This is a genomic window from Streptomyces griseofuscus, from assembly GCF_014673495.1.
GTDB classification, from domain to species: Bacteria; Actinomycetota; Actinomycetes; order Streptomycetales; family Streptomycetaceae; genus Streptomyces; species Streptomyces murinus.
In genome coordinates, this window is sequence record NZ_CP051006.1 from 5494762 (window position 1) to 5507988 (window position 13227).

Below are 13227 nucleotides of genomic sequence, written 5' to 3' on the forward strand. Positions count from 1 at the left end.
GCAGCTGCTCGGCGCTCACTCCGTCTCCTCCTTCGGCGCGATGACGGCCAGCACCTGGTCCATGGCGACCGTGCTGCCCGGCGTGACATCCAGCTCGGCGACGGTGCCCGCGTGCGGGGCGGAGACGACGTGCTCCATCTTCATCGCCTCCACCACCAACAGGCTCTGCCCGGCGGTCACTTCGTCCCCGACGGCGACCTTGACGACGGTCACCGTGCCGGGCATCGGCGCGGTCAGCGAGTCGGCGCCCGCGTGCGCCGCCTGGGACAGCGAGTCGGCCACCGGGTCGTGGTCGCGCACCTGCCAGGCGTCGCCGTCCCGGCCGATCCAGTCACCGGCGCGGCGGAAGGTGTGCCGCAGCCCGTCGAGGGTGACGGCGACCGTGTCGCCGGAGACGGTGGCGGTGCCGCGCGGGGTGTACGTCACCGGGTCCTGGGCCTTCAGATGGAAGGAGGGCGGCTTCGGGGTGCCGCCGAGCCGCCAGCCGTTCGGCACCGAGAAGGGGTCGGTCCAGCCCTCGCCGGTGGGCTTCAGCGCCTCCAGTCGTACGGCCGCCGCCGCCTCGTACACCTCCTCCGGTACCTCCGTGCCGACCAGGTCGGCCACGACCCGCTCCACCAGGCCGGTGTCCAACTCGCCCGCCACCACGGCCGGATGGCCGAGCAGCCGGCGCAGGAAGCCCGCGTTCGTCTGCACGCCCAGCGTGACCGTCTCCGCGAGCGCCGCCCGGAGCCTGCGCAGCGCGGTCGCGCGGTCGGGGCCGTACGCGATCACCTTGGAGAGCATCGGGTCGTACAGGCTGCCGACCTCGGTGCCCTCGCTGAGCCCGGAGTCGGTGCGCACGCCGTCGCCCGCCGGTTCGTCCAGCAGCAGGACCGTGCCGCCGGAGGGCAGGAAGCCGCGGGCCGGGTCCTCGGCGCAGATACGGGCCTCGACGGCGTGGCCGGTCAGTGTCACCTCGTCCTGGGTGAAGCCCAGCGGCTCGCCCGCGGCCACCCGCAGCTGCCACTCGACCAGGTCGAGGCCGGTCACCAGCTCGGTGACCGGGTGCTCGACCTGGAGCCGGGTGTTCATCTCCATGAAGTAGTACTGGGAGGGGTCGCCGCCCGGCACGATGAACTCCACGGTGCCCGCGCCCCGGTAGCCGCAGGAGCGGGCCGCCTGCACGGCCGCCTCGCCCATCGCCGCGCGCGTGGCCTCGTCCAGGAGGACGCTGGGCGCCTCCTCGATGATCTTCTGGTGGCGCCGCTGGAGCGAGCACTCGCGCTCGCCGAGGTGCACCACATTGCCGTGGCCGTCGGCCAGCACCTGGATCTCGATGTGCCGGGGACGGTCGATCCACCGCTCCACCAGCAGGGTGTCGTCGCCGAAGGAGGCGCGGGCCTCGCGGCGGGCGGCGGCGATCTCCTCGTCCAGGACGGTGAGGTCCCGCACCAGGCGCATGCCCTTGCCGCCACCGCCGGCCGACGGCTTCAGCAGCACCGGCGGGCCCAAGGCGCGGGCGGCCTCGGCGAGTTCCGGGTCACGGCCGCCGGGGACCACCGGCACTCCGGCGGCCTCCACCGTCTCCTTGGCGCGGATCTTGTCGCCCATCAGCGCGATGGCGTCGGCCGAGGGGCCGATGAAGACCAGGCCCGCCTCCTCGCAGGCCCGCGCGAAGGCGGCGTTCTCGGCGAGGAAGCCGTAGCCGGGGTGGACGGCCTGCGCGCCGGTGCGGGCCGCGGCCTCCAGCAGCCGCTCCACCGACAGATAGCTCTCGGCCGCGGGCGCCGGGCCGATCCGGACCGCCGTGTCGGCCTCCCGGACGTGCCGCGCTTGCGCGTCGGCGTCGGAGAAGACCGCCACCGAGCGCACGCCCAGCTCGCGGAGCGTACGGATGACCCGTACCGCGATCTCGCCCCGGTTGGCGACCAGCACTGTGTCGAACACGATTCCCCTCCTCACATCCGGAAGACGCCGAACTGGGGCTCTCCCAGTGGCGCGTTGGCGCAGGCCGTCAGGGCGAGTCCGAGCACCTGGCGGGTCTCCATCGGGTCGATCACGCCGTCGTCCCACAGCCGGGCGGTCGCGTAGTAGGCGTTGCCCTGGGTCTCGTACTGCGCGCGGATCGGCGCCTTGAACGTCTCCTCGTCCTCGGCGGACCAGCTCTCGCCGCGGCCCTCCAGCTGGTCCCGCTTGACCGTGGCGAGGACGCTGGCGGCCTGCTCGCCGCCCATGACGGAGATCTTGGCGTTGGGCCACATCCACAGGAAGCGGGGGGAGTAGGCCCGGCCGCACATCGAGTAGTTGCCCGCGCCGTACGAACCGCCGACCACGACCGTCAGCTTGGGCACCCGGGTGCAGGCCACCGCGGTCACCATCTTGGCGCCGTGCTTGGCGATGCCGCCCGCCTCGTAGTCCTTGCCGACCATGAAGCCGGAGATGTTCTGGAGGAACACCAGCGGGATGCCGCGCTGGTCGCACAGCTCGATGAAGTGCGCGCCCTTCTGCGCGGACTCGGCGAACAGGATGCCGTTGTTGGCGACGATCCCGACCGGGTGCCCGTGGATGCGCGCGAAACCGGTGATCAGCGTCTGGCCGTACTCGCTCTTGAACTCGGCGAACCGGGAGCCGTCGACCACGCGGGCGATGATCTCCCGGACGTCGTACGGCGTGCGGGAGTCGACCGGCACCGCGCCGTACAGCCCGGCCGGGTCCACCTTCGGCTCGATCGCCGCGGTGACCTCCCAGGGCGGCGACTGCCGGGCCGGGAGGGTGGCGACGATGTTCCGGACGATGCGCAGCGCGTGCGCGTCGTCCTCCGCGAGATGGTCGGTGACACCGGAGATCCGGGAGTGGACCTCGCCGCCGCCCAGCTCCTCCGCCGTGACCACCTCGCCGGTGGCTGCCTTCACCAGCGGGGGGCCGCCCAGGAAGATGGTGCCCTGATTGCGGACGATGACCGCTTCGTCGCTCATCGCCGGGACGTACGCGCCGCCCGCCGTGCAGGAGCCGAGGACGGCCGCGATCTGCGGGATGCCCGCGCCGGACATCCGGGCCTGGTTGTAGAAGATCCGCCCGAAGTGCTCGCGGTCCGGGAAGACCTCGTCCTGCATCGGCAGGAAGGCGCCACCGGAGTCGACCAGATAGACGCAGGGCAGCCGGTTGTCGAGGGCCACCTCCTGGGCGCGCAGATGCTTCTTCACCGTCATCGGGTAGTACGTGCCGCCCTTGACGGTCGCGTCATTGGCGACGATCACGCACTCGCGCCCGCTGACCCGGCCGATCCCGGCGATCACGCCGGCGGCCGGCGCCTGCCCGTCGTACAGCCCGTCAGCCGCGAGCGGGGCCAGCTCAAGGAACGGTGAGCCCGGATCGAGGAGTGTGTCGACCCTGTCCCTCGGCAGCAGCTTGCCGCGCGCGGTGTGCCGGGCGCGCGCCCGCTCCCCGCCGCCGAGCGCCGCCGCGGCGAGCTTGCCGCGCAGCTCCTCGACCAGCGCGAGATGGGCCACTTCATTGGCCCGCCAGGCCTCCGACGCGGGCTCGGCCGCGCTCCGGAGTTCCGGTGCCTCCTGCATCCTGCGGTCCCCTCACCCGGCGCTCGAACCGGTTAATGAGCGTTAACCATTTCCTTCAGGTTAACGACCGCTAACCGCGCTGTCTAGAATTGTCTTCATGGCCAGAACCGACGCCCCGACCCGCCGCGAGCAGATCCTCAAGGAGGCCGCCCGCCTCTTCGCCGAGCGCGGCTTCCACGGCGTCGGCGTGGACGAGATAGGGGCGGCCGTCGGCATCAGCGGTCCCGGCCTCTACCGGCACTTCCCCGGCAAGGACGCGATGCTCGCCGAACTCCTGGTCGGCATCAGCGGCCAGCTGCTCACCGGGGCCAGGCGGCGGCTCGCGGAGGCCGACGGGGACGCCCGCGCCACCGCGGTCCTGGACTCCCTGATCGAGGGCCATATCGACTTCGCCCTGGACGACCGGCCGCTGATCACCCTGCACGACCGCGAGCTGGACCGGCTGCGCGACAGCGACCGCAAGCTGGTGCGCCAGCTCCAGCGGCAGTACGTCGAGCTGTGGGTCGGCGTGGTCCGCGAGGTCTACCCGGCGCTGACCGAGCCGACCGCCCGCTCCGCCGTCCACTCGGTCTTCGGCCTGCTCAACTCCACCCCCCACCTGGGCCGCGCGGGCACCCTCCCCGGCCGGGGGGCGACGGCGACGCTGCTGCACCGGATGGCGCGGGGGGCGTTCGAGGCCGCGGGCGCCGCGTAGCGCTTCTGGCCGCCGCCGGCCCCTGCCCGCGTGCGGTTCCCGGCCCGGCTGGCCGCGCGTGACGAGCGTTACCACCGACCACCTCTGGACGCCCTCCCTACCCGCCGGTACGCTCGGATGAGCAAGCGCTTAGACATGCCCCTTTCCGGCATGCCCGAGGTACGTGGAGGTGGACGGCGTGCGCCGTACGGTGTTCAACGAGGATCACGAGGCGTTCCGGGAGACCCTGCGCGCCTTCATCGAGGCCGAGGTCGTACCGGTGTACGACGAGTGGTTCGCGGCGGGCCAGGCACCCCGCGACTTCTACTACAAGCTCGGTGAGCTGGGTATCTTCGGCATCAACGTCCCCGAGGAGTTCGGCGGCGCGGGCCTGGACAGCCACAAGTTCGAGGCCGTCCTCTATGAGGAGACCGCCCGCGCGGGCGTCCAGTTCGGCGGCTCCGGCGTGCATGTGCTGCTCGCCCTGCCGTACATCAAGATGCTGGCCACGGACGAGCAGAAGAAGCGCTACCTGCCGAAGTTCGTCACCGGCGAGGAGATGTGGGCCATCGCGATGACGGAGCCGGGCACCGGTTCCGACCTCGCGGGCATGAAGTCCACCGCCAAGCTCAGCGAGGACGGCACCCACTACGTCCTCAACGGCGCCAAGACCTTCATCACCGGCGGTGTGCACGCCGACCGGGTGATCGTCTGCGCCCGCACCGCCGCGCCCACCGCCGAGGACCGCCGCCACGGCATCTCCCTGTTCGCGGTGGACACCAAGTCCGAGGGCTACTCCGTCGGCCGCAAGCTGGACAAGCTCGGCCTGAAGACCTCCGACACCGCCGAGCTGGCCTTCGTGGACGTCAAGGTCCCCGTCGAGGACCTGCTGGGCGAGGAGAACAAGGGCTTCTACTACCTCGGCCACAACCTGGCCTCCGAGCGCTGGGGCATCGCCTTCGGCGCCTACGCGCAGGCCAAGGCCGCCGTCCGGTTCGCCAAGCAGTACGTCCAGGAGCGCACCGTCTTCGGCAAGCCGGTCGCGCACTTCCAGAACACCAAGTTCGAGCTGGCTTCCTGCCAGGCCGAGGTGGACGCCGCCGAGGCCGTCGCCGACCGCGCGACCGAGGCCCTGGACGCCGGCGAGCTGACCCCCGCCGAGGCCGCCTCCGCCAAGCTGTTCTGCACCGAGGTCGCGCACCGCGTCATCGACCGCTGCCTCCAGCTGCACGGCGGCTACGGGTACATGAACGAGTACCCGATCGCCCGCCTGTACGCGGACAACCGCGTCAACCGCATCTACGGTGGCACGAGCGAGATCATGAAGACGATCATCGCCAAGGACATGGGTCTGTAAGGACCCGGCAATCACCGCCCGGTACAACTGATCGCCATGAGCCAGGCACTCCAGGACCTCCTCGATCTGCTCGACCTCGAACAGATCGAGGAGGACATCTTCCGCGGCCGGTCCCGCTCCGCCGTCGTCCCCCGTGTCTTCGGGGGGCAGGTCGCGGCGCAGGCGCTGGTCGCCGCCGGGCGCACGGTCCCTGCGGACCGTCCCGCCCACTCCCTGCACGCGTACTTCCTGCGCCCCGGTGACCCCGGCGCGCCCATCGTCTACACGGTCGACCGCATCCGCGACGGCCGGTCCTTCACCACCCGCCGCGTGGTCGCCGTCCAGCACGGCAAGCCGATCTTCCATCTCTCGGCGTCCTTCCAGACGTACGAGGAAGGGCTCGAACACCAGGCGCCGATGCCGTCGGCGCCCGACCCGGCGACCCTGCCGACCTCCCACGAGCGGCTGCGCGGCTACAGCCATCTCGCGCCGGACGTGGTGGAACGCTTCCTGGAGGCACGCGAGGCGGTCGACCTGAGGTACGTGGACGAGCCGCCGTACGGCCGCTTCGGCGAGCCGCGCGAGCCGCACAGCCAGGTGTGGTTCCGCACCAACGGCAAGCTGGACGACGACCCGCTGCTGCACGTCGTCCTCGCCACCTATGTCTCCGACATGACCCTGCTCGACTCCGTGCTGCTCGCGCACGGCCGCGGCGGCTGGGCGGTCGGCGACGTGGTGGGCGCCTCCCTGGACCACGCGATGTGGTTCCACCGCCCCTTCCGCGCCGACGAATGGCTGCTGTACGACCAGGAGTCGCCCTCCGCGCACGGCGGCCGCGGCCTCGGCCAGGCCCGTATATACACCCAGGACGGACAGCTGGCCATCACCGTCATCCAGGAGGGTGTCGTCCGCGTCCCGCGTCAGCCGGACGTGGACCGGCTTCCTGAGGTGCCAAGTGACGTGCGGGGTACTAGGCTCAGTGAGTGAAAGCCGCGAATGCACGGTATGAGCGGCCGGCGAGGTTTCGGGACACCTCTGACCTCAGCCGCGGCACCTGATGACGCGCCAGCGTCCGGGTGGGCCGCAGGCGTCGACCGTAAAGACGTACCGTGCCACACATTGATCTCGCGGTGACATCCGAAGACCGCGCCGTGCGTCTGTCCGTGCGGCGGCGGCCATCCACCTCGCCGTGTTCCCCCTGGGGGCCGCGAGAGACGATGGAAGGTTATTCCCATGCGAGCAACACGCACGCGGCGCCTCGTCGCCATGTCCGCCACCGGCCTGCTGCTGGCAGGCGGAGCCGCGATCGGCGCGGCGGGCACCGCCTCGGCGAGCCCGTCCAACGTTCACAGCTCCTACAGCAGTGACTGGGGCGGCGGTCACGGTGACCACGGTCGCGGAGGACATGGCGGCTGGTGGGGCAACGACGATGACGACTGGGGCTACGGCGGCTACGGCGGCTATGGCCACGGAGACCACGGTGGCTACGGCGGCGATCACGGTGGCGGAGGCTACGGTGGCGGCCACGGTGGCGGTGGCTACGGTGGTGGCGGCCACGGTGGCGGTGGCTACGGTGGCGGCGGCCACGGCGGTGGAGGCCACGGCGGTGGAGGCCACGGCGGTGGAGGCCACGGTGGCGGAGGTCGCTGAGCCGGGTCCCGACCCGATGTGACACGATGTGCGGCTCCGTGCGCGGGGCCGCAGATCCCTTTGTCCCCGGCTTTGTTCGGACCGGCCTCGCGCAGAGGGGCCTCGTCCGAACCGGCCTCGTTCAGTCCTCGGTCAGACCCGCCGCGGCCAGCAGATACGCGGTCATCGGGTCGTAGTGGCGCGGGCTGACCACATGGTCGTCCAGCGGCACGGCGACCTGGAGGGTGCCCTCCGACTCGGCGAGGAACAGCGCGGGGTCGTTGCAGTCCGCGTAGCCGACCGAGTCGAGGCCGTGCTGCGCGGCGTACCCGGCCCAGCCGTGGTCGGCGACCACCAGGTCCGGCAGCGGCCGTCCGGCCCGCTCAAGTCCGGTGAGGATGGCCCGCATCGGCTCCCCGGAGTGCGTGTGCCACAGCGTCGCGCCGTGCTCCAGGACAGCCACGTCCGCGAACTGCATGACGTACCCCTCGTCCGTCTGGAGCCCGTCCGGGATGACGACGATCTCGCAGCCGGCGGTGCGCAGCGCGGCGGCCGTGGCCCGGTGCACATCCAGCAGCCCGCCGGGGTGACCGGTCGCGAACAGCACCCGTTCGCGCCCCTCGGCCGCCTTGCGCAGCCGCGCCGCGAGCCGGTCCAGGCCGTCCACGGTCAGTTCCGGGTCGATGTTGTCCTGGCCGAACCGGTACTCCGGGTCGTCGTTGACACCCACCCGCTCGGCCATCACCGCGAGCACGTCCTGCTCGTCCGCCCAGCGGTCGCCCAGCTCAAGACCGAGCCAGAAGTTGCGGTCGCCGTTGGCCAGCAGCCGGTAGTGGGAGAGGTTGTTCTCGCGGGGCGTGGCGACGTCCCCCGCGATACGGGTCCTCACCAGGTGGTCGACGAGCTGGGCGCGGCTGGGTGTCCCGGATATCGGCATGGCACCCATTGTGGGGCAGCCCGGTGCGGGCGTCCCAGAGGTTTCGCCCGCTGGGACGGGTATCACCTTCGCCCGGGCGGATGCGCGGGATCAGGAGTGCCGCAGCGCGAACCACAACTCCATGCGTACGTCCGGGTCGTCCAGGTCGGCGCCGAGCAGCAGGGCAGCGCGGGCGACGCGTTGCCGCACGGTGTTGCGGTGCACGCCCAGCGCGACCGCGGTGCGGTCCCAACTGCCGTGCAGGGAGAGCCAGGTACGGAGGGTGTCCGTCAGCGCGGGCTGCGCGGCGAGCGGCGCGAGCAGGGCCTGGGCATGGGCCCGCGCCGCCGTCTCGGGCACCAGCTCGGACAGCCCGGGGCGGGCGCCGTGCCGGACCAGCGGGACGCGGGTGGCGCGGGCGCGGGCCAGGGCGCGGGCCGCCTGGGCGTCGGCGGCCGGCCAGCCGCCGGCTCCCGCGGGCGCGCTGACCCCGAGGGTCCAGCCGGGAACCGGGGCGGGTCCCCGTCCGGCGGGCACCAGCAGCCGTACGACCTCCCCGTCGGGGTCGAGGTCGACCAGGGGCGTGCCCAGGGCGGTGCCGAGGGCGGCGGCGGCCACGGCGTCCGGGGTCTGCCGGTCGGGGCGCGCGTGGACGACGATCCGCTCGCCGCCGCTTGTACCGTCGCCGGTGTCGAGCAGCGGTGCGACCTCCTCGGGCGTGGCCCCGAGCAGCAGCCGTACCAGCGCGGAGGAGCGGGCGGCCCCGGCCCCGCTGTGGTGCTCCCCGGTCAGCAGCGACAGCAGCACCGCGCCCACCGAGGCGATGGTGTGGTCCCCGCCGTCGCGCCGACCGGCGGCGACCCCGAGCACGAAGCCCTCGCCTGAGCCGAGGGCGTACGCGGACAGATGGACGCCGTCGGCGGTGTCGGTGGCGGAGGCGGGCCTGGCGGGGGCGGGTCCGGCGGGGGCGGTCGGCGGCTTTCCGGGCGGAGCTTGGCCGGTCGGGGCTCGGCTGGTCTGGGCTTGGCCGGGTGGGGCTTGCCCGGTCTGGGCTTGCCCGGGCGGGGTGGCCGGGCGGACCACCGTCGCGAGCTTCCGCAGGGCCTCGGTGACGGCGGGCGCGGGGGCCCGGCCGGCCGCCGCGATCCCGGTGCCGTCCGGGCCGTAGAGCACCGCGTGCCCGCCGAGCCGCTGGGCGAGGCGGCGCAGCACGGACGGCACCGGGTCGGCGTGGGCCGCGGCGGTGGCCAGGCTCTGCTGGGCCTCGGTGACCCGGCGCAGTTCGGCGAGGCGGGCCTGCGCCATCAGCTGCCACACCGCGCGGGCCACCCCCGAGAAGGTGGTCCCCGGCGGGACCTCCAGCAGCGGCAGTCCGTGGGTGGCGCAGGCGGTGACCAGAGCGTCCGGCACCGAGTCGTGCACCGGGGCGAGCCCGAAGCCGAGGGCGGCACCGCCCGCCGCGACGACCCGGGCGACGTAGGAGTCGAAGAAGGTGTCGGGGAAGGGGGCGTCGGGGAACTGGACCCCGGCCGTGAGGAGCAGTTCGCCGCCGAGGAGATAGGGGAAGGGGTCGACCATCTCGGAGGTGTGCGCCCAGTGGATGACGACGTCCGGGCCGGTGGGACCGGCGAGCTGGCGCAGCGCGAGGTCGTCCCGGGCGAGGAGAGCGGAGAGGGGGACTGGCGGGGTCGGTGGAACGGGGGCCCCGGCCGGGGCGGTCGGGGCCGTGGGGCGCGCGTCGGCCATGGTGTGCACTTCCTCCACTCCAGGTCCCTTGTATGGATAAAACGTACACTTCGTAGTGGCTGCCCGGCCACCTAGTGTCGATCCCAGGAAATCGCGGCGAGAAGCCGGTCGGACCGCAGTCGGGACGCGGTCGGACCGCGGCCGGGCCGCGGTCAGGACGCAGGAAAGAAGGCACACGCAATGAGCAGCAACGAGACGCCCCGCGGCCCCGTCGACTCCTCCCGCGTCCCGCGGTACGCCGGCCCCGCGACCTTCGCCCGGCTGCCCCGCCTGGACGAGGTCGGTACCGCCGACGTCGCCGTGGTGGGCGTCCCGTTCGACTCCGGTGTCTCCTACCGGCCCGGCGCCCGCTTCGGCGGCAACGCGATCCGCGAGGCGTCCCGGCTGCTGCGCCCCTACAACCCCGCGCAGGACGCGTCCCCCTTCGCGCTCGCGCAGGTCGCGGACGGCGGCGACATCGCGGTGAACCCGTTCAACATCAACGAGGCCGTCGAGACGATCGAGGCCGCGGCGGACGACCTGCTGGGCACCGGCGCCCGTCTGATGACCCTGGGCGGCGACCACACCATCGCGCTGCCGCTGCTGCGCTCGGTGGCCAAGAAGCACGGCCCGGTCGCGCTGCTGCACTTCGACGCCCACCTGGACACCTGGGACACGTACTTCGGCGCCGAGTACACGCACGGCACGCCGTTCCGCCGCGCGGTGGAGGAGGGCATCCTCGACACCTCCGCCCTCTCGCACGTGGGCACGCGCGGCCCGCTGTACGGCAAGCAGGACCTCACCGACGACGAGAAGATGGGCTTCGGCATCGTCACCTCGGCGGACGTCTACCGCCGGGGCGCCGACGAGGTGGCCGACCAGCTCCGCCAGCGCATCGGCGACCGCCCGCTGTACATCTCCATCGACATCGACTGCCTCGACCCGGCGCACGCCCCCGGCACGGGCACGCCGGAGGCGGGCGGCATGACCTCGCGCGAGCTGCTGGAGATCCTGCGCGGCCTGGCCTCCTGCAACCTGGTCTCGGCGGACGTGGTCGAGGTCGCCCCGGCCTACGACCACGCCGAGATCACGTCCGTGGCGGCCTCCCACACGGCGTACGAACTGACCACCATCATGTCCCGCCAGATCGCGGCGGCCCGGAAGGACGCGTAACCGACGTGACGCACGACCACGACCTGGTACTCCGCCCGACCGCAGCCCAGCGGGAGGCCGCGCTGAACCCTCCCCCCGGCCGCAACGGCGGAGACCTGGTCGTGGAGACCCTGGCCGGGCTGGGCGCGACGACCGTCTTCGGCCTGCCGGGCCAGCACGCGCTGGGCGTGTTCGACGCCCTGCGCAGGTCGTCCCTCCGCTATGTGGGCCTGCGGGTGGAGAACAACGCGGGCTTCGCGGCGGACGCGTACGGCCGGATCACCGGCGAGGCGGCCCCGCTGCTGCTGTCGACCGGCCCCGGCGCGCTGACCTCGCTGGCCGCGCTCCAGGAGGCGGCCGCCGCCTCCGCCCCCGTGCTCGCGATCAGCAGCCAGATCCCGACGGCGGGCCTGGGCGGCGGCCGCCACGGCTATCTCCATGAACTCCCCGACCAGGCCGCGTCGTTCCGGGGCGTGGTGAAGTCGGTGCACACGGCCCGCACCCAGTCCCAGATCCCCTCGGCGATCGCCGAGGCCTGGAAGTCCGCGCTGACGGCCCCGCACGGCCCGGTGTGGGTCGAGATCCCCCAGGACGTCCTGCTGGCCCCGGCGTCACTGCCGGTGGTGACGGCGATGGACGCGACCCCGGACGACCTGGTCCCCCGCCCCGAACTGACGGCGGTGGCAGCGGAGTTGCTGTCGGGCGCGGCCCGCCCGGCGATCATCGCGGGCGGCGGCGTCGTACGCTCGGACGCCTCCGGCAAGCTGCGCCGGCTGGCGGAACTGCTGGACGCCCCGGTGGTCACGACGTACGGCGGCAAGGGCGCGTTCCCCTGGGCGCACCCGCTGTCCCTCCAGTCCTGGCTGGAGGACCGGCACACGACCGACTTCCTGGAGGACGCCGACGTCCTGCTGGTCGTGGGCTCGGGCCTTGGTGAACTCTCCTCGAACTACCACACGTTCAGGCCGCGCGGCCGGGTCATCCAGATCGAGGCGGACCTCGGGAAGCTGGAGTCGAACCACCCCGCGCTGGGGATCCACGCGGACGCCCGCCCGGCGCTCCAGGCGCTGCTGGAAACGGCGACGGAGCGGCGTGATCCCGGGGCGGCGGAGCGGGTGCGCGAGGTGCTCTCCCGCGTCTCGGACCGCATCGCGTCCCAGGAACTCACCCTGGAACAGTCGCTGTTGGCCGCCGTCCGCCGCGCGCTGCCGGCCCGCTCCCCGTCCTTCTGGGACATGACGATCCTGTCCTACTGGGCCTGGTGCGGCTTCGACCCCAAGGGTACGAACCTGATGCACTCCTCCCAGGGCTCGGGCGGCCTCGGCTACGCCTTCCCGGCTGCCCTGGGCGCGGCGGTCGCCGACGCGACCCACCCGGTCCTCGCGGTCTCCGGCGACGGCGGCGCCCTCTACTCCATCGCCGAACTGGCCACGGCCCGCCAGCACGACCTCCCCGTCACCTGGCTGATCATCGACGACGGCGGCTACGGCATCCTGCGCGAATACATGACGGACGCCTTCGGCAAACCGACGGCCACGGAACTGACCCGCCCCGACTACGTCGCCCTGTCGGAGTCCTTCGGCGTCCCGGGCGTACGCACGACCCCGGAATCCCTGGAATCGGACCTGACCCGCGCCCTGTCGACGCCGGGCCCTTCGGTGGTCGTACTCCCCGCCGTGCTGCGGATGTTCGCGCCGACGCATCTGGGACAGGGCGCGTAGCGAGCCCCGGCTACCCGGCGTGGACGCGGACGGGGTCGAGGTGGAGTTCATTGGGGCCCATGCAATCGGCGGCCCAGGTCGCGAGGCGCGAGCCGCAGGCACAGGCCAGATTGGGGCCGTTCGCACCCGAGGGCCCACAACAGCCCGCCCAATTGGCCCCGCATGTGAAGGGGGTGAGGCGGGGCAGAACGTCCTCGGGGTGCACGACGACACTGCCAGGCCGCCCCGCGGAGACGGTTTCCCAACCGTAGGGCCGCATCAACTCTCTTCCTGAGTCGCGCACCTGCCGCCGGGGCGCCTCGACAGGAACGAAGGGCGCGCCCCACGGATCGGGGTCGATGGCACAGCATCCACGAGGGACTGTGGACCGGGCCCGCCCGCCCTTCTTGTCCCGGCCGTCGTCAGGGTCGTCGACATCCGGGACGGCAGGCAGAACCACCAGGTCCCCGGTGAGCTCGATCCCGCACTTGGCGCAGTAGAAGACGGTCACACACCGGTTTCTGTCCCCGAACCCTCGG

At 72.7% G+C, this 13227-nt stretch carries 10 protein-coding genes; 6 read left to right on the plus strand and 4 right to left on the minus strand.

Annotated features, from left to right (window positions below; translation table 11 throughout):
* Window positions 1–15 precede the first annotated feature (15 nt).
* Window positions 16–1929 (minus strand): ATP-binding protein, encoded by a 1914-nt coding sequence (locus HEP81_RS24935; protein ID WP_037651600.1) that lies wholly within the window; start codon window positions 1927–1929, stop codon window positions 16–18.
* Between the two features lie 11 nt (window positions 1930–1940).
* The gene (locus HEP81_RS24940; RefSeq protein WP_037651602.1) at window positions 1941–3557 is read right to left on the minus strand and encodes a carboxyl transferase domain-containing protein; all 1617 of its coding nucleotides are present in this window, start codon (window positions 3555–3557) and stop codon (window positions 1941–1943) included.
* Window positions 3558–3654: 97 nt separating this feature from the next.
* Between HEP81_RS24940 and HEP81_RS24945 the strand changes: the two genes are divergently transcribed.
* The 4 genes from HEP81_RS24945 (at window position 3655) to HEP81_RS24960 (ending at window position 7238) form a co-directional block, all read left to right on the plus strand.
* Entirely contained in the window at window positions 3655–4251 is a 597-nt protein-coding gene (locus tag HEP81_RS24945) for an SACE_7040 family transcriptional regulator (protein WP_037651604.1), read from the plus strand.
* Window positions 4252–4429: 178 nt separating this feature from the next.
* A complete protein-coding gene (locus HEP81_RS24950) occupies window positions 4430–5587 on the plus strand; it encodes an acyl-CoA dehydrogenase family protein (RefSeq protein ID WP_037651920.1) in 1158 nt (385 codons plus the stop codon).
* A 36-nt stretch (window positions 5588–5623) separates the two neighbouring features.
* Entirely contained in the window at window positions 5624–6553 is a 930-nt protein-coding gene (gene tesB / locus HEP81_RS24955) for an acyl-CoA thioesterase II (protein ID WP_051849869.1), read from the plus strand.
* 493 nt (window positions 6554–7046) lie between these two features.
* Window positions 7047–7238, plus strand: a complete 192-nt coding sequence (locus HEP81_RS24960) for a hypothetical protein (protein ID WP_157854316.1) — start codon at window positions 7047–7049, stop codon at window positions 7236–7238.
* Window positions 7239–7337: 99 nt separating this feature from the next.
* Here the strand turns inward: HEP81_RS24960 and HEP81_RS24965 are convergent, their stop codons facing one another.
* Both HEP81_RS24965 and HEP81_RS24970 read right to left on the minus strand, forming a co-directional pair.
* Window positions 7338–8132, minus strand: coding sequence for a phosphatase (locus HEP81_RS24965; RefSeq protein WP_037651925.1), 795 nt, complete (start codon window positions 8130–8132; stop codon window positions 7338–7340).
* Window positions 8133–8222: 90 nt separating this feature from the next.
* Entirely contained in the window at window positions 8223–9857 is a 1635-nt protein-coding gene (locus HEP81_RS24970; RefSeq protein ID WP_037651605.1) for a PucR family transcriptional regulator, read from the minus strand.
* A gap of 180 nt (window positions 9858–10037) precedes the next feature.
* Here HEP81_RS24970 and speB point away from each other — a divergent pair, with 180 nt between their 5' ends.
* Both speB and HEP81_RS24980 read left to right on the plus strand, forming a co-directional pair.
* A complete protein-coding gene (gene speB, locus HEP81_RS24975; protein WP_037651608.1) occupies window positions 10038–11009 on the plus strand; it encodes an agmatinase in 972 nt (323 codons plus the stop codon).
* 5 nt (window positions 11010–11014) lie between these two features.
* The gene (locus HEP81_RS24980) at window positions 11015–12709 is read left to right on the plus strand and encodes a thiamine pyrophosphate-binding protein (protein WP_037651610.1); all 1695 of its coding nucleotides are present in this window, start codon (window positions 11015–11017) and stop codon (window positions 12707–12709) included.
* The last annotated feature ends 518 nt before the right edge of the window (window positions 12710–13227 follow it).